The 18,956-nt window shown below is 61.9% G+C and carries 19 protein-coding genes and 1 pseudogene; 5 read left to right on the forward strand and 15 right to left on the reverse strand.

The features are described from left to right. Positions 1–236 precede the first annotated feature (236 nt). The 7 genes from qatD to JKL49_RS05130 all read right to left on the reverse strand — a co-directional run bounded on the left by qatD (position 237) and on the right by JKL49_RS05130 (position 6,913). The gene (qatD, locus tag JKL49_RS05100) at positions 237–995 is read right to left on the reverse strand and encodes a Qat anti-phage system TatD family nuclease QatD (RefSeq protein WP_215338681.1); all 759 of its coding nucleotides are present in this window, start codon (positions 993–995) and stop codon (positions 237–239) included. After that, positions 986–2,245, reverse strand: a complete 1,260-nt coding sequence (gene qatC, locus JKL49_RS05105; protein ID WP_215338683.1) for a Qat anti-phage system QueC-like protein QatC — start codon at positions 2,243–2,245, stop codon at positions 986–988. The genes qatD and qatC overlap by 10 nt, the downstream gene beginning before the upstream one ends. Continuing rightward, on the reverse strand, positions 2,236–2,865 hold the full coding sequence (locus JKL49_RS05110; RefSeq protein ID WP_215338685.1) for a hypothetical protein: 630 nt from the start codon (positions 2,863–2,865) through the stop codon (positions 2,236–2,238). The genes qatC and JKL49_RS05110 overlap by 10 nt, the downstream gene beginning before the upstream one ends. Before the next feature lie 194 nt (positions 2,866–3,059). After that, positions 3,060–4,820 carry a KAP family P-loop NTPase fold protein gene (locus JKL49_RS05115; RefSeq protein WP_215338686.1) on the reverse strand — a complete coding sequence of 587 codons (1,761 nt, stop codon included), beginning with the start codon at positions 4,818–4,820 and terminating at the stop codon, positions 3,060–3,062. Between the two features lie 368 nt (positions 4,821–5,188). Then, entirely contained in the window at positions 5,189–5,722 is a 534-nt protein-coding gene (locus tag JKL49_RS21375) for a GNAT family N-acetyltransferase (protein ID WP_430700666.1), read from the reverse strand. 66 nt (positions 5,723–5,788) lie between these two features. Then, positions 5,789–6,232: a GNAT family N-acetyltransferase gene (locus JKL49_RS05125; RefSeq protein ID WP_215338690.1), complete on the reverse strand. Its 444-nt coding sequence runs from the start codon at positions 6,230–6,232 to the stop codon at positions 5,789–5,791. A gap of 267 nt (positions 6,233–6,499) precedes the next feature. Further along, the gene (locus tag JKL49_RS05130; protein ID WP_215338692.1) at positions 6,500–6,913 is read right to left on the reverse strand and encodes a BLUF domain-containing protein; all 414 of its coding nucleotides are present in this window, start codon (positions 6,911–6,913) and stop codon (positions 6,500–6,502) included. A gap of 37 nt (positions 6,914–6,950) precedes the next feature. Here JKL49_RS05130 and JKL49_RS21380 point away from each other — a divergent pair. The 3 genes and pseudogenes from JKL49_RS21380 to JKL49_RS05140 all read left to right on the forward strand — a co-directional run. Continuing rightward, positions 6,951–7,070 (forward strand): annotated as a pseudogene (locus JKL49_RS21380) (hypothetical protein); the annotation flags it as partial. Positions 7,071–7,597: 527 nt separating this feature from the next. Beyond that, positions 7,598–8,011: a BLUF domain-containing protein gene (locus tag JKL49_RS05135; RefSeq protein ID WP_215338694.1), complete on the forward strand. Its 414-nt coding sequence runs from the start codon at positions 7,598–7,600 to the stop codon at positions 8,009–8,011. Between the two features lie 304 nt (positions 8,012–8,315). Continuing rightward, on the forward strand, positions 8,316–8,468 hold the full coding sequence (locus JKL49_RS05140) for a hypothetical protein (RefSeq protein ID WP_215338696.1): 153 nt from the start codon (positions 8,316–8,318) through the stop codon (positions 8,466–8,468). 287 nt (positions 8,469–8,755) lie between these two features. On the opposite strand, the gene JKL49_RS05145 is transcribed toward JKL49_RS05140, so the two are convergent. Beyond that, complete coding sequence (locus JKL49_RS05145; RefSeq protein WP_215338697.1) at positions 8,756–9,190, reverse strand: hypothetical protein; 435 nt, start codon at positions 9,188–9,190, stop codon at positions 8,756–8,758. A 193-nt stretch (positions 9,191–9,383) separates the two neighbouring features. Between JKL49_RS05145 and copC the strand changes: the two genes are divergently transcribed. After that, entirely contained in the window at positions 9,384–9,755 is a 372-nt protein-coding gene (gene copC, locus JKL49_RS05150; RefSeq protein WP_215338699.1) for a copper homeostasis periplasmic binding protein CopC, read from the forward strand. Between the two features lie 253 nt (positions 9,756–10,008). Here copC and JKL49_RS05155 read toward each other — a convergent pair whose 3' ends face one another. From JKL49_RS05155 to JKL49_RS05185, 7 genes are all read right to left on the reverse strand, one after another. Next, the gene (locus JKL49_RS05155) at positions 10,009–10,662 is read right to left on the reverse strand and encodes a sigma-70 family RNA polymerase sigma factor (RefSeq protein ID WP_215338701.1); all 654 of its coding nucleotides are present in this window, start codon (positions 10,660–10,662) and stop codon (positions 10,009–10,011) included. A 313-nt stretch (positions 10,663–10,975) separates the two neighbouring features. Next, positions 10,976–11,707 (reverse strand): alpha/beta fold hydrolase, encoded by a 732-nt coding sequence (locus JKL49_RS05160; protein ID WP_249778029.1) that lies wholly within the window; start codon positions 11,705–11,707, stop codon positions 10,976–10,978. 647 nt (positions 11,708–12,354) lie between these two features. Beyond that, a complete protein-coding gene (locus tag JKL49_RS05165; RefSeq protein ID WP_215338703.1) occupies positions 12,355–12,981 on the reverse strand; it encodes a tyrosine-type recombinase/integrase in 627 nt (208 codons plus the stop codon). 169 nt (positions 12,982–13,150) lie between these two features. Beyond that, complete coding sequence (gene pyrC, locus JKL49_RS05170; RefSeq protein WP_215338704.1) at positions 13,151–14,245, reverse strand: dihydroorotase; 1,095 nt, start codon at positions 14,243–14,245, stop codon at positions 13,151–13,153. Then, positions 14,232–15,995 (reverse strand): dihydroxy-acid dehydratase, encoded by a 1,764-nt coding sequence (ilvD, locus tag JKL49_RS05175; RefSeq protein ID WP_215338705.1) that lies wholly within the window; start codon positions 15,993–15,995, stop codon positions 14,232–14,234. The genes pyrC and ilvD overlap by 14 nt, the downstream gene beginning before the upstream one ends. Then, positions 15,992–16,201 (reverse strand): helix-turn-helix domain-containing protein, encoded by a 210-nt coding sequence (locus JKL49_RS05180; protein WP_215338706.1) that lies wholly within the window; start codon positions 16,199–16,201, stop codon positions 15,992–15,994. Before JKL49_RS05180 ends, ilvD begins: the two co-directional genes overlap by 4 nt. A gap of 171 nt (positions 16,202–16,372) precedes the next feature. Continuing rightward, positions 16,373–17,278, reverse strand: a complete 906-nt coding sequence (locus JKL49_RS05185; RefSeq protein WP_215338707.1) for a LysR family transcriptional regulator — start codon at positions 17,276–17,278, stop codon at positions 16,373–16,375. Positions 17,279–17,475: 197 nt separating this feature from the next. Here JKL49_RS05185 and JKL49_RS05190 point away from each other — a divergent pair, with 197 nt between their 5' ends. Further along, a complete protein-coding gene (locus tag JKL49_RS05190) occupies positions 17,476–18,945 on the forward strand; it encodes a proton-conducting transporter transmembrane domain-containing protein (protein ID WP_215338709.1) in 1,470 nt (489 codons plus the stop codon). Positions 18,946–18,956 lie beyond the last annotated feature (11 nt).

An 18,956-nucleotide genomic window follows, 5' to 3' on the forward strand; every position in this document is an offset into this window, starting at 1 on the left:
TCCAGAAGCACAGCAAATCGGCTGGGGTTCGCTTCCGTGGCCCTGACAGGTTACTCGCAAAGGCCGTATTCCGGCGGAAGGGGTAATTTCTCACAGCAGCGAACGAGGGAAATCAGCGCCTATCGACTCGCGTCCTTAGGCCGAAACGCTCGGATTTTCGCGTATGAAGCATTGTGGCTAACCAGTCAGTCCTGTCGACGCGTCGATGCTCTTCAGGCAATTCGCACTTATCCGGCTCATCTAATTTTGACGCGATCTTTGGTAATGGTGGAGATGCGCCGGAAATTGTCGACCAGAACTGATCCGATTTCTGAAGTGCTGCGACCTAATAATTCATCAAGCTCGTCGACAACGCTCATCGCTTCCCATGGGTAAGATGACCGGCCGCTGATTTTCCCAAATGGGCCATCCGTCTCCGGAAGGATGCGGTCGAGTGGCATCGCAGCCACGTTATTCCTGCCTCGTTCAGACGTGAGCATCGGTCGCCCCACAGAAAACCAACACCCCATTTCGGACGCTCGCCGGACCTCACGCTCTGTGCCGCTGAACCAGTGAAGCACAGTCGTCCCAGCGCGTGGTTCGCTCTCCAGAACATCGAGCAAGAGTTTTGTCGCTCCGCGACTATGTAGCGAAATGGTCTTCCCACCGGCTTGAGCACAAAAGCCTAGGATTGCCGATAGGATCCCGCCTTGCCGGTCCAGGGTATCGCGATGGGGGCGTGAGCCGTCTAGCCCAACCTCCCCAACGTAGTCTGTCTGGGGAAGTAGTTTTTCAAAAAGGGGAAGCTCGCCTTCGCGCGCGACCGCGATCTCGGGATGTAGTCCGAGTGCCGTCCGAATGCGGCCCTCAGAGCCTGCGAGCGCTAGCGTCCCGAGGAAGGCGCTAGGTGTAGTGGTGACTGAAAGAACGTAAACGCCGCGTCTCGCCACCTCGCGGGCAACGTCGTGAGGATTTGGATAGAGGTCGAGGTGACAATGGAAATCGATTAACGCCATGCCACTCCATCTAGGAAGTCAGCCATTTCGACCAGCCCGCGCGTCACAGCGCCGGTGATTGCTCCCCTCCGTGCCGGGTCGGCAGGCAGAGGTCCAGATTTCGTCGCCCACCTTCCGAATTGCTCAGGCGTGCTCTGCCTCGCGCGCGCGGTTGCGATCCTGGCGGCCATGACGTCGTCGTTCTTCGCGGATGTCCGCAAATCGGCTCGGTAGTGTGTGCCGTCAGGAGTCCCCGAGCTATGAAAAGCTGCCTGACGGATGAGGCAAGGGACACACCGCCCACACTGGGCGTTGATGCGCTTGCCCTTCCCACAGGAGTAGGATGTCGCGGCAAGAGTAGCGAGGTTCGCATGTGCGCACGCCGCCATCATTTCTCCTTTCGTCTGTCCCTCGAAGATGTTTGTGAGACGGACGTTGAGTCCGACGCCGGCCATCGCCTCTTCAAGCTGATTCAGGAAGTAGGGATGGGTCGTGCGCGTGCTCAGGGAGCCCATACGCCGGGCAGTGAATGGCGGATTAATCGCTATTAGGCCGTTCTCAGGAACGATGACTTCATTCAAGCCGTGGGCTGATGCCGCAACTGCACCATAGGCAAAGAAGATCAACGACCTTCCGCGCGTCGAGCCTTCGTAGGGGGTGCGCCAACGTTCATTCACATTGCCGTCGAAGCGGTGGTTCGCGAGTCCAATTGCTTCCGCCAGCTCGCGCTGCGGCCCCACCTCTTTGGTGGATCCTTGGCTGACCAAGAAGGGTCTTCGGCCTTGCTCAAGCAATTTCAACGCGCCGAGTAGGCTGTCGAGGCCCCCGGAGAAAAGACAGATTGCGTCGCGATCAGTTGGGCGTACCGCCACCGGGGGAGGGCTAGATCCGCCGCCCCGCACGGACAGTTGCCATATGTCCCCGGTCAGAAACCGGAGGGCGCTCTCAAGACGCGGGAGTTGTGGGGTCCAGAGAGCGGGATTACCGACTGCAACATCGAGGGCGATCACGCGTGTCCAGCCATCCTCAGCAACGTTCCGCATGACAAAGCGATCGGCGGCGAACGCTGCGATAGCGATTGAGAGGAAATCCCATGAGGCAGCAGATGGCGTTTGCGGCAGGTGTTTAACCGCGGACTCGTGCAGGTGAGCGCCAAGACCGGGCATTGCAGGAGAGCCTGCATGATACAGCGCCACCCCAATATTTCCGGCCAGCAGAGCCGCCTGGGCGTCTGCGACGACGGGCGTTGCGACGACTCGGGTCACTCCCATCCTGACATTTCCTCGTAAACAATAGTGGCGATTTGGGTCACTAGCTGGGCTACGCGGTCTTGCGTCAGGGCTGGCCCGGCTGATTGGATGATGGGTGTCGCGATGACATCTGTGACTTCTCTGACCATTGAGCGGAGGTCATTTTCTCTCGCAATCGCCTGCTGCGGACTGGCGTTCTCAGCAGACTGACCTTGCTCAGCAATGACAGCGGTAAAAACCAGTTCGGCGACAAATGCCCTTGTCGCGACGACGACGGTATAATTGTTGATTGCCGTGGGATCGAAGAGATCAGCGCCCTCCAACGCCTCCGTAAGCGCTTCGCCAACCGCTGCCCGAATGTTGTCTTCATCAACGATCCCGGGCGGACAAAACGCGTCGACAATGGCGTCCACGGCCTGCGCAACGGGCATCCCTGCAAGCGTGCTGAGGTCGAAGCCGTTTGGCGCGGGTTGTTGACCTGACACCGCTTGGGAAAATGCGGCTATGGCACCCCCGCCCACACGTGCCGCCCGCGCCAGACGCTGGGCACCAGGCGCGCCGCCGCCGGCCGAGCCCCGGGAGAAATGTCCCAGCGCTCTACGCGCGTCGGCACGATCACCTGAACTCATGAATTTCTTCAAGGACCGACGCATGCCTGCCAACCGGCGGGGCTCAAAAACGTCGGGGGCAGCGGCACCGTCCGCCGGGTTGGGAATGGTACCGTCGGCGGGCGGGTTTACAGCGCCCGGCGCGGCGGGGGGAGGGTCCTGATTTGCCCACGAAGGAACTAAGGGAGAGCCGCCTCTAGCCGACGGCTTCGATTGCGAAGTGCCCATTATCTGCCCTTGGCGAGATACCCGCCGTTTTCAAGAATAAACCTGGTGGGCTTGTGCATCCCCCCGGCCGGAATCGTCTCTACGAAAGCCTTCAGTTCCGCCGCAGCATCAGATGAAGCTTTGCCGAGGATGACGGCCCCATGAATCCCGCTGGGTAGCTTCTTCCAGTCCTGCTTACGCAGATGCTCAATCAATTCGCCCATGACAGCTCGCCGATCGGTTGCAGAGAGATCGCCAACGACGCTGGTACCTGCCGGTGAATTCACTGAATCGACCGCACTGAGCGCTGCGACCGCGGCTACGGCTGCGTCGCTCAGGCCTGAACGCGCGACGGAAGGTGCCATGACGTCGCGGCTTAGGAACACTGCTGGCCGAAGGGAGGCTGCATTATCGAAATGAGGCTCCATCTCGCGCCACTCTTCGATGAAAGGCTCGTGGCCCTTCCACTCCAACGGCCAATCCGGGCGATCCTCCTTCAGTTTTCCTGTCGCATTCAGGAACGGCTCAGCTCCGTTCTCATCCATCACAAGTTGGTAGAGCTTCTGTGCCGCGCGAGCGTCGGTGCTCCGCTCGAAAACCGCCAGCTTGGCGAGCGTGGCCAAATCCACATTCATCTTCCGCGAACCGGCGAGAGTCTGCCGCAACGTGATGGCGTTGAGCAACCGCTTCACGATGCGCGGATTACCGCCGATGGTCGGGGCCTTGGTGAGGATAGGTGCCAGTCGGTCACAAACAGCGAGCGCATCGAGAAGGTGGGCCGGGCTCCCCGCCAGCTCGAATATTTCTTTCCTCGTGAACGTAGATCCTTTCCAACCGGTCTGCAGAGCCTCCAGCAGATGGGCCTTCACCTCTGGCAGCTTCTCCGGTGCATGGAGGCTGGTGAACAGAGAATACATATAGGCTCTGACATCTTCGGAGCTGACTTGCGGGACCCTGAGTGGCACCTGGATTACTTTGTCGAGGTAGTCCTTCACATGACGTGAGTTGATGTCACCGAAGTGCTTGCTTACGGAGTGCCGGATCATGTCTTCGTCTGCGGCAATGACGAAGGCGGTGCCCTCAATGAACAGGAACAGACGGACGGCCTCGAGCGTGCCGATGGCGACATCGGGAAGACAGCGGTCCAGATTGTCTATGAAGAGGATAAGGGGCCGGCCGAGGCCGGCGATTATCTCCCCGAACTCTTCTCTAAACGCTGCGATTTCCTTGGGCGGCGTTTTCTCCTCGGCCGGGCGGATCAGTTTTGACCACGCGTCCACAGCCGCCTTACCACCCTCTTTGAGGGCATCCGCATCATCGCCGCCAGCCTTGCCCGCGACCATTGCTCCAATCGCGCCACCGGCCTTCGTTAGGAGGCCCGGCGGCACGCCGAAGGCCATTCCCAGGCCGAAGTCTGCCGCCATTCCGAGAGCCCGGAAATAGTTGACGCGGCCGGCGAACGCCTTGGCCTTTTGCAGTAGACCTTCGTTCGCCTTGCTCTCATCGACTAGCCGTGCGGCGACCACTTCCATGAGGGCCGCCTTGGCATCATCGAAGCCCTGATACAGCCAGGCATCAAATTTCACGATTATCGGCGCAGGTTCGGCATTCTTAAGTGTCTGCTCAACCAGGCTTAAAACCGTGGACTTTCCGGTACCCCAGGTACCGAACACACCAATGGATATGGGCAGTAGGCTCGCGTTAGTTGCTAACGTCGCCACCTGCTCGGCAAGCTCTGTAAAATTGAGAAAGTCGTCTTGGCTTTCGCTATCGCGCCACATTCTGTTTTTCCCCCGCAATGATCCTACAACTAAAGAGTTTGTTTTTGCTATGGGATATATTCAGGTAGAGGAGCGGTGTTCGGCTTGTCGGAGCCGACCCGTCCACAGCGCAATTTGGGCACGCTGGTGTCGACCTTCCCAGCGTCGGCAAAGAATCCAAGCCAGTCATCACTGGCTATCTAACCCTCGCTGTTCGGAAGCAGCCCTGGGGGACTTCGGCTAAGAGCCCGTAGAAAACATTAGGAGCAGTCCGGGCAACGGCTGCTTTGGGCTCTTAGTCGCCGTTGGGAATGTCCGGATTTGGGCTGGAGACTGCGCGCTCGCCAACGGCAACTTCGCGACGCGGAGCCAACGGGGAAAATCGACCCTCAGCGGTCGTTCGCGATGTCTGCTTCCGGTGCGCTTGGCGGCTCTCCAGCCCACGCACCTAAGGGTTTGGACCAGAGGAGAAGATCGCCGTCTTCCGGGTCGTGGCGTGCGCCTACTTGTACGAAGCCGTTGTGCTCCAGTACCCGTTGCGACGACGGGTTGTCGGTGGCCGTCTCCGCGCGCAGAGCCCTCAAGCCACCCACTCGACCAACCTCCTCACACAAGAGTCTCACGGCCTCCGTGGCGTGGCCATTTCGTCGGCGGGTTTCGGCTATCCCGTATCCGATTTCGGCTGAGCCTGCGGCGTCAGGAAGGCCTTTGAACGAGCACAGGCCAACCACCTCGCCTTCATCGACGATCAGCCAGGAGCCGAGGCACCCGGCTGCCTCCAATCGCGCTGAGGCCGCACGAAGCCATCTGAGTATGCGTCGTTGTTCCACGCCGCCGGGAGCTTCGCGTAGAGGATCGGGGGGCGGAGCTTCTCCGAGAAGCCATGCGAAGTGCTCGTCTCTGGCCACGATTAGCATTGTCATTTGCCGAGGGTGGTCGATGTTCGCCCGACGCTCAAGCTTTGGCCAATTGTCTTGTTCTAGGCGGAGCTACCGCCAGCTAAAGATCGCCATCTCCGTCTCGCCGTCCTGCTCATAACGAACGAGGTGCAGTGACCGGGAAGTGTAGAACGCGGTGGCGTTCATGTTGGCGCGCGGCGTCCAGAGCCAGAAGCCATCGGGCATCTTCGCCTTCGCGTCTTCGAGCAAAATAGTCCCAACGCCCGTTCCTTTTGCGTGGGGCGCAACGAACAACTGGTTCAGCCTGCCTTCGCGTGGGGTGATGGCTAAGAACCCAACGATCTGTCCGTCCCGGACCGCAACGCGAACAACCCAACCATTTCTGATCTCGGCTTCGATACGGATGGCGTTTCCAGCGACCGAAATCCCGTCCGCGAACGCGAGGCCCGTTGTTGCCCAGCTTGCAAACCACAGGTCCGCCACGGTTTCCAGGTCGGACGGCTGGTAGTCGCGGGTGATGGTGGGGCTCATCATGTCTGCTCCCGGCGACAGGGTGATCGACTGTTCACGACCCTGAGCGGACGTTGAGCATTATACCTTCGGCTCAGTTCCGTCGGCAGAGGCACGGAACGCTCGCCTCGCCGGTCGCGCAACCGTTACCGGCTTTGATACTCACGCCGCTGCTTGGTGACTTCGTAGCGAACGATGGCTGTCTAACGCGTCATCGTTCTCGCTTAGGATAGAGCGAGCCTCGACGGTGAACGCGCCGACCTTCAACCCGATGGACTCGGGCCCTTCGACTCAGCCTCTAAAAATCTTCAGTAATGTCACTGCTGGGGATGCCGATCCGATATTACGGTTTGTTTGAGCCGCCTCGATGACTTCGACAAGTTCATCATATTTGTCGGCTTGTCTGTCGTTTAAGTTGGTCATATTCATGTTCCAGCGCGGGAAGGTACGGAAGCTTGCCGGCTCGTTGTACAATACTCGCGAGTTTTTGTGCCTAGGATCGAGTTCTATTTTTTTATATAGCTTATCAAGCGTTGATAATGGCCCTTCCAATACTTGCAAAAACCAACCGCCATTATAAAATAGGCTACCTGTTACGTCGAGTGGCGCATTGTTTTTCTTTGCAGTTTCCTGAATCGCAGAGAGGTCTTCTGGAGACATCTTACGTGTTGCTTGGCTTACATAAACAAGTTGGTTAATCGACATATTTTCATCCTATTTTTTCGTGAACCCGGTCGTATCTGACTGTACGTCGTCAGAAGTATTGGGACCGCCGGGTTGCGGAATTATTGGAGGGTTGGCCTCGTCTGGGGTTGATATCTTGGCGGCGTTTTTGCGAAGCCTGCGAAGGGTGACGCCATAGAACGGGCAGAAATATACGTGACGGACAAAGGATGAACGTTGGGTGTATTCGTCCGACAAGATGGCGCAACACGGCGCACCCTACTTAGCGCACTTGGAAGCGCGAGTTGCCGAGATTGGCGCTAAAATCATTGAGCGAACGCAGGTCCGCTGACCACCCTGAACAGCCTTTTGGGAGGGTCTGCTACGCGGCACCGAGCCGGAACGTCTGCTTCCGGGCCCCGAGCTACCGGGGAGAAACATCCCCTCTCGAACATTGCGAGTGTCGGCTTCCCGGCTTTTCGGTCTGCCACTTCTCGCGGGCTAAGCTTTCGTCTTCGCATGACCGCCTTGGCCCTAACCCTGCTCGCCTCAGCAGTCACCTCCTCCGCGACGCCCTCGTAGCCTTGAACCACGAACGGTCTTCGCTCGCTTAGCCAGGGTCAGCGTATCGGAAAAACTGGGCGGGGCGGAAGGCGCTGCCAGCGCGATTCACCAATCTGAAAGCGCCTCGCTGGTAACGATGCCGGGAAGATCGGAACCAGTATCGTGATTTGCATAGCTTATCTGAGTACGGCGCAGCTTGTGCCCACCCCGTCGGAACTGGACGCCATTCTGGCCGCGTCCCACCGCAACAACCGCCGCTGCGGCGTCACTGGCATGCTCTGCCACTATGAGGGCAGCTTCCTGCAGTTCCTGGAGGGAGAGAGCGGCGATGTCGACGCGACCTACTCGCGCATCGCCGCCGATCCGCGCCACACAGGCCTCATCTCCCTCTACCGCCAGGACATCGACGAGCGCCTGTTCAACGAATGGTCAATGGCCCTAGCGCGTGTGGAGGCCATAGACCCGGCGCAGCAAGCATTCTGCAGGGGCCTTCGCACCCTGGAGTTCGCCGCCACCCCGGCTCACCGCCAACTTGTCGAGCCCTTTCTCGCCAGCTTTCGCGCCTGGATTCGCTGACGGCGGGGCGCGTCCGCCGTTCGGATTGTAGTGGTCACGTTGATCGGCGGGCCGGCGCGCCTAGGGCAATCCCTGAAGACATTCGGGAACCCGCGCCAAGCCGTGTCACGTGTTAGAATCAGATCGCGCAAGTTCGCGCCTCCGCTGTGGAACGACGTGCGGTCGATTGGGGGTGCGCCAAAGTCCGCCGTCCACCCTTCAGCGACCTTCGGAACTTCTGCTAGCAGGCGTGGTGCCAATTGAGCGGTAGGATGCCAAGGGGCTCCGGGCGCGCGGTCCCTCCAACAGCGCCTATGAGGGAGCCTTGCTCGCTCATCTGCCAACAGCTGGCGTTGCGGTGGTCACGGCGATCCCCAACGCGGACGGGGCCCTGTGGCGTGATTTCGAGACGCCGGAGGGCGCGCGGACGCTGATCCTCTTTCGGTGGCTCGACGAAGCGCACCACGAGCGAACCTAGCCGATGTCGCGCTCATGGGACGAGGTCTGGCTTTGATTCATGAGGCTGGGGGGATCTGCCGGTCCACCCAGCCGGTACGGCTATTCCCTGGAGCCTGTTCACAGCGGAGGTTTGGCCCGATGCTGGCGGCGCCTATGATGGATGACGCCGCCCGGTCGTCGGTGACCGGACTCATGACGCGCATGGAGCTCAGGCTGGCGCAGGTCCCCGAGCTCACCCTAAAGTGCCGATCCTCGGGTGAGGCGTCTCCCCGTGAACGCCATATGAAGGCCGGGCTCAGGTGAGGCTCATTCCCGGTGTGGTGTGTTGTAGGAACGGCCGTCTCGGCCCTTCAGCAACGGATTGGCACGATGAAAAAGCTTCTGGGTATCCTTGTCGTAACCGCGGCCATCGGGGCCGTTGGGGCTCCAGCCATGGCGCAACCGCGCGAACACGAGCACGAGGATCAAAACCAGCGTCAATACGGCCAGTACTTCGGCGGATATCAGAGCTTCGACGCCCTCTATCAGCATGATCTTGGTGGCATCCAGCATGGTCTTCGAGACGGGTCGTACACCCGCCAGGAAGCCCGATATTTCATGGCGCAGCTGCGGCAGATCCGGCAGCGTGAACTCTATTTTCGCTCGCGCGACGGTTATCTTGATCCCCGCGAAGGCCAGGACATCCAGCGTCGGCTGGAGCAACTTCACGCGGTGATGCACGAAGCCCACGAAGACGGCCACGTCGCCCAGGACGACTGGAACGATCGCCCCCGTGACGGCGGCTACGGTTATCGTCGCTAGGATGCGGGCGGAGCGCTTCCGGGCGCACCGCCCCGACTCGCCTACGCCTAAGACTCGCAAAGCACTTGGGCACGCGAGGGGTCCGCCGTGCGGCGCCTTTACCAACTGACCGACCACCCATGAGGATCTTAAGATGAACAATAGACCGCACCTCGCGCCGGCGATCGCCTTGGCTCTGGCCACCCTCTTCGCGGGCAGTCAGGCCGCAGCGCATGCAAAGCTCGTGAAATCGAATCCGGCGGCAGACGCCTTAGTGGCCGCTCCGAAAGTCATCACCCTGGTTTTCACCGAGAAGCTTGCGCCGGCCTTCTCAGGATTCGAGCTCGTGATGGTCGAACACAACAGCATGAAGATCCCGGTGAAGACGACCGTCTCCAAGGATGGGAAAACCATCACCGGTAAGCCCAAGGGCGCGTTCATGAAGGGCAGCTACAAAATCAACTGGCATGCCGCCTCGGGCGACGGCCACCGGATGACCGGCGTAGTCCCCTTCAAGGTAAAGTGACGAGATGCTGGAAGCCGCGCTCGGGTCTTGCCAGCCCAACTTCAGAGAGCGCTAACCGACGGTCTTTAACGGGGGGTAGTGCTCATGGCGTCCCCCACCGTCTGCTCATACCTTAGCCGTGGAGGCGTGTGCTCGCTATTGAAGCTGTGGGCGGCTCTCCTCCTGTTCTGCAGGAGCTCATGCTCCCGCGGATGGTAGAGAGCCATCCACAGCTTCAATTGCAGACCTATTGCGGTCAGGGCGGCTCACGACCCTAGGCCGACGTTCGGAACGTCCGGTTGTTGCAGGGAAGATCCGAGGTCATGTTCGCTGACGGCTCCGTCGCGCTGACGAGAACAGCGCGCAGGCGCTTGAGCGCACGCCGTAGCCGGGATTTCACTGTTCCGAGGGGAAGGCCCAAAACCCGGGCGATCTCGCCGTGAGGGCTGTCATGAAAATAGGACATCCGAAGCAACTGGGCCTCCGTCGTCGGCAACTGGTGCAGAGCTGATCGTAGGCGCTGCTCGCGCTCGGCGCTGAGGTACGCGTCCTCAGGCGTCACCGGCCCCAACGCATCGCCCATCAGGTGGATGAAGTTGGCAGCAGGGCGATCTCGCCGATACCCGTCCACGTAGGTGTTGCGGTCGATCGTGTAAATCCACGCCGAGGCGCTTCCTTGGTCCGGATCGAATGTGGCGGCCCTGGTCCAGAGCTTGACGAAAGTTTCGACCGCAAGATCCTCGGCCAAATCCGGAGCGACGCCCTTTCGCATCATGTAGCTCTTCACTTTGGGCGCGAGGCTATTGAACAACTGCGCGAACGCGTCCCGGTCACGCCCTAAGGCGACGGCCGAAATCAGGCGGGCATATTCTGTCGATTGCTCATTCGAAGGAGACGCCTGGAGATTGCCCAAGTTGCCAGGATTCATCACCGGAAGCTCCAAGCAGGGCGTCAGCGCCGTTGATTGAGACAGCCGCTACGCAACGCCGACAGCTTACGAACGCGGTCCGGTGTCTTCAGCCCTCACATCGTCAAACGGCGAAGCTCGCCCCTGGGTTCCTGAACTAGCACCGCAGGGTGCGCCCCCGCCTGCTGTGCTGCCACGGCAAGCTTATCCGGCGGAAATCGGTGACGCTTGTAGGAAATCGGTGTCACGGGGTGGCTCCTTCGACTGGCGTCACGCCAATACCGGAGACATGTTGACCTTAAACTGACAGCACCCCTTCAGAGGCTCTGATGCGTCAGCCAGTCGTCTCCAGGATCAATCGAACCGTCTCGTCCGGCTGGTCCCATTGCGGGAAGTGACCGCAGTCTCGAAACCATTGCAGCCGCGCGCCAGGGAAGGCGGCTTGGGCGCGCTTGGCTTGGCGCGGTAGGAGAAGACGGTCGTTGCAACCCCAGCCTATTGCTACGCGGCCCGGAGGGGACGATGTCCCATGTTGCAAAGGCCCACTGGCCAGTTCGCGCACCACGTCATCGAAGACCGAGGTTGCCGCGAAGGTCCGCATCTCCGTCAGGACCACGTCCGGAGGGAGCTTCCAGGGCTTCGCCGACAGCTGGGCGAGCAGCAGCGTCCGTGTTGCGGCGTGGCGCGCGAGGAAGGGCATAACCGGCTGAAGCCATCGCACGAGTTTTATCGAGGCCGCGATGGTGGTCTGGAAGAACTTCGTCTCCCAGCCCTGCCAGAAGCCGCCGGGATCGAGCGCGACGCAGTTGCCGCCCACGCCTCGCCGCGACAACTCCAACACCAGCCGCGCCCCAACTGAACTACCAACCAAGTCGATCCCGCTCAGTCCCTGCTCTTCGATGAAGGCGGAAATCGCGTCGGCATAGGCGGCGACTGTTTGGCGTCCAGGGATGGAGGGTGACATGCCATGCCCCGGCAGATCGATGAGCACGAGCTGGCGCGACTGGCTGAGCACCGGGGCTATCATGTCCCACGAGCGGACGCTGCCTCCCAGTCCATGCACCATCAGGAGCGGTCGCCCCTGCCCGAGGCGTTCAGAGTGAATGGTCATAGCCACATAACGGCGGCCGCAGGCTCCAGTTCATCGAGCCTCCTCGGGTGTGCCAAGTGGCCGATTTCCGCTGTACGTAGCAAGGACTCAGCCGCCGCACTCTGCGGCCGCAAGCGTCTCCGGTTCCACACCCTACCAGCAGAGCTGCGAAGCCCGTAAAGCCGCCCCTGCTCACCTATGAGCGGCCCCGGTGTCCGGCGCGACCAGCTGCCCCCTACCTGGCACCCGGCTCCACCTTCAGCGGCCCTGTGGCCTACGTCGGGGACGGGGACAGCATGGCGGTCGGCCAGGGTAACCAGAACTGGGTGGAGGTCCGGGTGGCGGACTTCCATGCGCCTGACCTGCGCGCGCCCGGTGGCGCCCAGGCGAAGGCGGCCCTGGAGCGCATCACGGCGGTAAGCGCGCCGTCTGCAATGCGCAACACCTCAGCCATGACGGGGTGGTGGCCGGGTGTCGGATCGGAGGGAGATCGGTGGAGGACTTGATGAGGTCGGCGGGGGTGCCTGGTCGTCGGCACCCAAGGTCCGCTCGCCACCCATCTAGGTCGTGCACAACGTCCGCTTGGTGGACCGAGGCGACCACCAAGCGGCACGCCGGTACGGTCAGATTTCGATCTGCTCTGACAAGGCAAGGGCGTCATCCACCTCGATTCCCAGGTACCGAACCGTGCTCTCTAGCTTTCGATGACCTAGGAGGAGCTGGCAGGCGCGGAGATTGCCGGTCTTCTTGTAAAGCAGGGCCACCTTGGTTCGGCGCAGGCTGTGCGTGCCGTAGGCGCGGGGCTCCAGCTCGATCATGGTCACCCACTCACCGACAAGCCTGGCGTACTGACGTGTCGTCAGGTGGTCGCCGGGACGCGAACGGCTAGGAAAGAGCCAGTCATCCGCGCGCGTTCCGCGCAACGCCAGCCACGCAGATAGCGCGTCCCGGCTGGCGTCAGTGATCTCGAACGGTACGGGCCGGCCCGTCTTCTGCTGGATGACCGTGACTCGGTCCCGCATTATCCCGCCGGGCGCAACATCACTGACCCTGAGCTTTACGAGGTCGCACCCACGAAGCTTCGCGTCCAGAGCGCAGTTGAAGAGAGCCAGGTCCCGGACCTTACCCGCGGTCCTCAACTGCTGGCGAATTCCCCATATGTGCTTGGGCTTGAGCGGGGGCTTCGCCCCAATGATGCGCCCTGAATTCCAGGGCCGTTTGGGCATGCGAAAGAGGTCGATTTGAGCCATGGCTCACCTCCGACTGGCAGCGCCCACCCAGCCGGCTGAATCATACAGTTTCATTGGGAATGCGTCCGCAGGCAGACGTTCCGCATGTCGCCAGCGGGTGGAAAGCAGTCCTGACGGTGACCTCAATAGCGGACCTTTCCAGCCTGACCCGCGGCACACTCAGGTCGGTCTAAATCACCGATGGTTCGACAAAGCGCCAAGCAAGAGTTTCGCCGGCGCCGAACGGCACGATCGCAGTGGCGGCTGCTGCAATGGTCAGGGGGACTAGACTGGGAGATCGCTCCAGAATGACCATGCTCTCATTGGGTGCCAGGCCGTAGAAGCGAGGACCATTTTCTGACGAAAAGGCTTCGAGAGACCCGAGCGCATCCTCTTCATCGAACACCGTCGCATAGCTTTCCAGCGCGAAGGGAGCGTTGAAGATTCCCGCGCACCCGCACGCCGACTCCTTGTCGCCGACCGCATGGGGGGCGGAGTCCGTGCCCAGGAAGAACTTGGCGGAGCCAGAGGTCGCCGCCCGGCGCAAGGCGAGCCTGTGCGTCTCTCGCTTGGCGACCGGCAGGCAATAGAAGTGCGGTCTAATCCCGCCTTCGAACATGGCGTTTCGGTTGATTGCCAGATGGTGGGGCGTAATGGTCGCTGCCAGATTTGGGCCTCCGGCTTCGACGAAGGCCACCGCGTCGACCGTCGTAATGTGCTCGAAAACAACCTTCAGGCCCGGAAAGTCCCGGATCAGCTTGCCGAGGATGCGTTCGATAAAGACCGCTTCCCGGTCAAAGATGTCGACATGGCGGTCCGTCACCTCGCCATGTAGAAGCAGCGGCATCCCGATGTTCTGCATGACCTCAAGCACAGGATAGATTTTCCGCACGTCGGTGACGCCATGATCCGAATTCGTCGTGGCGTGCGCGGGATAGAGCTTGCAGGCGGTGAACACGCCTTCGACAAAACCACGCTCGACTTCAGAGGCCTCGATCGTGTCGGTCAGATAGCAGGTCATCAGCGGTTGGAAGACCCGTCCTGGTTCAAGCGCGGCCAGGATTCGATCACGATAGGCTTTCGCCGCTGCGATCGTGGTGATCGGCGGACTGAGGTTAGGCATGACGATGGCCCGTGCAAACTGTCGGGCCGTGTAGTTGACGACGGAGGCGAGCATCGGCCCATCGCGAAGATGGACATGCCAGTCGTCGGGTCGCCGAAGGGTCAGGCGGGTCGCCGAATTACGGGCCTCACCGGGCACGGCGTCGATGTCAGATGTCAGCATAGACGTGGTCCTCGGCTGCGGCGCCGGGATGGGTGACCGCACCATGCCGGGCGGTGCCCACGGTCTGCGCGTACTTCCAGATTGAGCCGGACTGGAAGCCATGCCTGCGTGGTGACCAGTTGGCCCGTCGCGCCGCCAGGGTCGCCTCGTCGAGCCGGATCGACAGGATACCGGCGTCTGCGTCGATATCGATGATGTCGCCATCTTCGATCAGGGCGATCGGGCCGCCGGTCGCGGCTTCCGGCCCGACATGGCCGATGCAAAGGCCTCTTGTTGCGCCCGAAAAGCGACCATCGGTGATCATCGCCACCTGCTCGCCCATGCCCTGCCCATAGATGGCGGAGGTGGTGGCGAGCATTTCCCGCATTCCAGGTCCGCCGCGCGGACCTTCGTAGCGAATCACGATCACCTCGCCGGCGGCATAGCGGCGGGCCATGACCGCGGCAAAGGCGTCTTCCTCGCGATCGAACACACGGGCCGGTCCGCTGAAGGTTAACCTGTGAAGCCCAGCGACCTTCACAATTGCGCCGTCCGGCGCGAGGTTGCCCCTCAGTCCAGTCAACCCGCCCGTGGGCGAAAGGGCGCGGTCGGTTGGAAAGACCACGGTCTGATCGTCGGGGACGCGAACCTCTGCAAGGTTTTCCGCCAGAGTCCGACCGGTCACGGTCAGGCAGTCGCCGTGCAGAAAACCTCCATCGAGCAGGGCCTTCAGAACCACTGGAACGCCGCCGATATCGTAGACGTCCTTTGCGAGGTAACGCCCGCCCGGCTTCAAATCGGCGATCAACGGCGTTCTCTTGAAGACCTCCGCGACGTCGAACAGATCGAATTCGAGCCCGGCCTCGTGCGCCATGGCGGGAAGGTGCAAGGCGGCATTGGTCGACCCTCCCGTGGCGGCGACCACGGCGGCGGCGTTTTCCAGAGACTTTCGGGTGACGATGTCTCGCGGCCGAATGCCGCTCTTCAGGAGCTCCATGACCGCGCGGCCTGCGGCTTCTGCGTATCGGTCGCGGGATTCATAGGGGGCCGGCGTTCCGGCCGAGCCTGGTAGGGCAAGACCGATCGCCTCGGAGACATAGGCCATGCTGTTGGCGGTATATTGTCCACCGCAAGACCCTGCTGACGGGCACGCGACCGTTTCCAGTTCGGCGAGATCCGCATCGGAGATTGTTCCGGCCGCGTGGGCGCCGACGGCCTCGAAGACGTCGAGCACCGTGACATCCTTACCGCGAAACCGGCCCGGCAGGATCGATCCGCCATAGAGGAAGACCGACGGCACATTGAGGCGAAGCATCGCCATCATGAGCCCCGGCAGAGTCTTGTCGCAGCCCGCAAGCCCGACAAGCGCGTCATAGCAGTGGCCGCGGACCGAAAGTTCCACCGAGTCCGCGATGACCTCCCGACTGACCAGAGACGCCTTCATACCGGCGTGGCCCATGGCGATGCCGTCAGTGACGGTGATGGTCGTGAATTCCCTTGGTGTGCCGCCGGCAGCGGTCACGCCGCGCTTCGCGGCCTGGGCCTGACGCGAGAGCGTCATGTTACAGGGAGCGGCCTCGTTCCAGGTCGTCACCACGCCGACGAAAGGCTGGGCGATCTCCTGGCTCGAGAGTCCCATGGCGTAGAGGAATGACCGGTGGGGCGCGCGTTCGGGGCCGACCGTTGTGTGCCGGCTTGGCAGCCGGGACTTGTCGAGCCGATCTGGTTCCCCGTCAAAGTTCGGGACAAGGTCGTTGGATTTATCGTTCATGGGCGCGGTTCAGACAGGTGCGCTGAAGGCGCTCGATTGGCGTGGGCGTCGAGGAATTCTTCGAGATCACGCACGGCGATCCGCCACTCCCGCCCGATCCGAATAGCGCGCACGTCGCCCGCCTTGATCAGCCCCCTCAAAGTGGCTTCGCTCAGCTTCAGAAGGTCGGCGGTCTCCTGCAGGGTAAGGAGCGGTTTGCGGAGCATGGCCAGGCGAGCCTCAATCCCAAGTGTCCAACCGCGAGTGCGACCGGATAGGCGTCATTTAGCATCAATAGGCGTCAAGAGACAAAATATTCCATCACTAGACGCCAATAGCCTGCGGTTGCTGGGCTTTGTGCGACGATCAGCGTGCGGGAACAGCGGCCACGGGTCTGGTCAATCGACGGAAGGAGAGGGATCAGGCCGCTCATACCTGGCCAGCAATTCGCCAAGAAGCTGATTGGGGAACCGGCGGTTCTGAATAATGGCGTAGAAGCTTTCCGTAAGCTGCGGGATCCGGCAGTGCTCGACCAGCACTCCGGACTCCAGTTCGTCGCGCACGATGATCGGTGGCGCAAGCGTCACGCCTTCGCGCTCGCGGGCGAGCAGGCGCAGCATCGCCATGTCGTCGACTTCGGCCAGGATGATGGGCCGGATGCCTGCCAAATCTAGCAGACGATCGAACCCGACCCGAATGTCGCTGTCGAGGCTCGGAAGCAGAATCGGCTCGCTGCGAAGATCCTCCGGGAAGCGGAACGGAAGCTTGTCGGGCCTCGGCCGGCCGACGAGACTGACGGGCTGTTGGTTGAGCAGGTGATTGCGAAACGGCGCGCGGGCGTCGCGTTGAGCGGCGCTATTGGAAAGAACCACGTCTATGGCATGGGCTTCGAGCTGCGCGAAAAGGTCGCGTGTCGTGCCGGAACGCACGATCAGCTCCACATCCGCGCGACCGACCAATGGGCGCAGGAACTCAAGCTGGAAGTTGCGCGACAGGGTCGTCAGCGCGCCGACCCTCAGGACCTGACGGCTGGCCTGCGGCCGCCCGTCCAGGGTGCTCATCAACTCGTCGCCGGCCTGGAACACAGTGTCGGCATAGTCCAGCGAGATCTGACCCGCCTCGGTCAGGACGAGCCGCTTGCCGACCCGTTCGAACAGCGGGTGGCCCATCTGGTGTTCGAGTTTCTGGATCTGCACCGATAGCGACGACTGCGACAGGTTCAGTTGCTCGGCCGCTCGCGTCAGGCTGCCCTCATGCGCGACCGCCCAGAAATAGCGGAGATGGTTGAAGTTCAGGCTCTTCATATCGTTCTATAAAACAGAACGATTAGGCCGCAACAATGAATTTTCCTCCGTTTGGCAGCACGGCTACCTCGTCCCCCTAGCCGCTGGATGCGCTGAAGGGGAAACCTTTGCCAATCGATCTCCTACCCTTTGTCGCACCCTTAGCGCTGTTGATAAGCGCCGCCGTCGGTTTCGCGATCCCTGGCCGTAGGCCTCGCATGCTACCTCGGCTGGCAGAAGCCTCGGCCCTTGTCGCTCTTGTCGTCGCGGCGGTCGCGGCCGGATTGCTCATCCTGCACGGATCGGGGAACAGCCGGCTGCTCGGGCTGCATGGCGTCGGTCTGGCAATCCGGTTGGATGCCGTCAGCGCCGTGATGTTCCTTCTGGTCTCGTTCATCGGCTGGGTCGTGGTGCGGTACGCCGCAACCTATCTGGACGGCGAGGCGCGACAGGGCGCGTTCACTGGCTGGCTCTGCATGACCCTGGCCTCGGTGCTCCTCCTTGTGCTGTCGGGTAACTTGGTCCAGCTCGTTCTGGCGTGGGTTGCGACGAGCCTCTTTCTGCACCGGCTTCTGTTGTTCTATCCGGACCGCCTCGCCGCCCAGCGCGCAGCCGCGAAGAAGTTCGTCGCCGCTCGTCTTGGCGACGCGGCGCTGATCTCAGCGGCGGTGTTGCTGGCGCTGGCTTACGGCACGGCCGACATCGCGCAAATCCTGAGCAGTGCGCGCGCCGGAAACGGCGGCGGACTGGCGATCACCGCGGCCGGATTCCTGGCGGCGGCGGCCCTCTTGAAATCAGCGCAGTTCCCGATGCACGGCTGGTTGACCGAGGCGATGGAAACGCCAACGCCGGTGTCCGCGCTCCTGCACGCGGGCGTCATCAACGCCGGGGGGTTTCTGCTGATCCGCTTCGCTGACGTGATGTTTCTGGCGCCGGGCGTCCTGGCGGTCCTGGTGATGGTCGGCGGGTTCACCGCGCTCTTCGCCGGATTGGTGATGCTGACCCAGCCTGCGGTGAAGACCTCGCTGGCTTGGTCGACGGTCGCTCAGATGGGTTTCATGATCCTAGAGTGCGGGCTTGGGCTCTTCCCGCTGGCCTTGCTGCATATCGTGGCCCACTCGCTCTACAAGGCCCATTCGTTCCTGGCCTCCGGCGGTGCGGTTGACTTGATAGCCGCCAACCGCAGGCCCGGTCCCGTGGCCATTCCCAAGGCCGGCGCGGTCGGGCGGGCCTTCCTCCTGGCGCTGGTGATCTATGCCGTCGTCGGGTTCGGGTTCGGCTTCCAGCACAAGTCGCCGCAGGAGATCGCGCTGGGCGCCATTCTGATCTTCGGAGTCGCCTACATGCTGGCCCAAGGATTGGCGGACGCGGCGCCCAGAGCGTTGACCCAGCGGACGATCGGCTACGCGGTCGCCACCTCGGTCAGCTACTTCGGGCTGCAGGTCTTCGCCGTCTGGCTGACCGCCGGCGTCCTCCCCGCAGCTCCGGCGCCGGGGCCGCTGCAATGGGCGCTGATCGTGCTCGCGGTCATCAGTTTCGGGCTTGTGGCCGTGGTCCAGGCGATGTTCCCGCTCTGGGCCTATCACCCCGCCGCCGCAGGCCTGCGCGTGCATCTCTCCAACGGCTTCTACGCCAACGCGGTGTTCGACCGGCTGCTCCGCGGCTGGCGTCTGCGCGACGCAACCTGAACTGTCCGGAG

Source organism: Phenylobacterium glaciei, from assembly GCF_016772415.1.
Classification (GTDB): Bacteria; Pseudomonadota; Alphaproteobacteria; order Caulobacterales; family Caulobacteraceae; genus Phenylobacterium; species Phenylobacterium glaciei.

Excerpts from the sequence above, each read along its gene's own strand:
- JKL49_RS05185 (WP_215338707.1), bottom strand. The coding sequence starts at position 17,278 with ATGAAGAGCCTGAACTTCAACCATCTCCGCTATTTCTGGGCGGTCGCG.
- ilvD (WP_215338705.1), bottom strand. The coding sequence starts at position 15,995 with ATGAACGATAAATCCAACGACCTTGTCCCGAACTTTGACGGGGAACCA.
- JKL49_RS21375 (WP_430700666.1), bottom strand. The coding sequence starts at position 5,722 with ATGACAATGCTAATCGTGGCCAGAGACGAGCACTTCGCATGGCTTCTC.
- copC (WP_215338699.1), top strand. The coding sequence starts at position 9,384 with ATGAACAATAGACCGCACCTCGCGCCGGCGATCGCCTTGGCTCTGGCC.
- JKL49_RS05155 (WP_215338701.1), bottom strand. The coding sequence starts at position 10,662 with ATGAATCCTGGCAACTTGGGCAATCTCCAGGCGTCTCCTTCGAATGAG.
- qatC (WP_215338683.1), bottom strand. The coding sequence starts at position 2,245 with ATGGGAGTGACCCGAGTCGTCGCAACGCCCGTCGTCGCAGACGCCCAG.
- JKL49_RS05160 (WP_249778029.1), bottom strand. The coding sequence starts at position 11,707 with ATGGTGCATGGACTGGGAGGCAGCGTCCGCTCGTGGGACATGATAGCC.
- pyrC (WP_215338704.1), bottom strand. The coding sequence starts at position 14,245 with ATGCTGACATCTGACATCGACGCCGTGCCCGGTGAGGCCCGTAATTCG.
- JKL49_RS05190 (WP_215338709.1), top strand. The coding sequence starts at position 17,476 with ATGCTACCTCGGCTGGCAGAAGCCTCGGCCCTTGTCGCTCTTGTCGTC.
- qatD (WP_215338681.1), bottom strand. The coding sequence starts at position 995 with ATGGCGTTAATCGATTTCCATTGTCACCTCGACCTCTATCCAAATCCT.
- JKL49_RS05165 (WP_215338703.1), bottom strand. The coding sequence starts at position 12,981 with ATGGCTCAAATCGACCTCTTTCGCATGCCCAAACGGCCCTGGAATTCA.
- JKL49_RS05115 (WP_215338686.1), bottom strand. The coding sequence starts at position 4,820 with ATGTGGCGCGATAGCGAAAGCCAAGACGACTTTCTCAATTTTACAGAG.
- JKL49_RS05130 (WP_215338692.1), bottom strand. The coding sequence starts at position 6,913 with ATGTCGATTAACCAACTTGTTTATGTAAGCCAAGCAACACGTAAGATG.
- JKL49_RS05180 (WP_215338706.1), bottom strand. The coding sequence starts at position 16,201 with ATGCTCCGCAAACCGCTCCTTACCCTGCAGGAGACCGCCGACCTTCTG.
- JKL49_RS05125 (WP_215338690.1), bottom strand. The coding sequence starts at position 6,232 with ATGATGAGCCCCACCATCACCCGCGACTACCAGCCGTCCGACCTGGAA.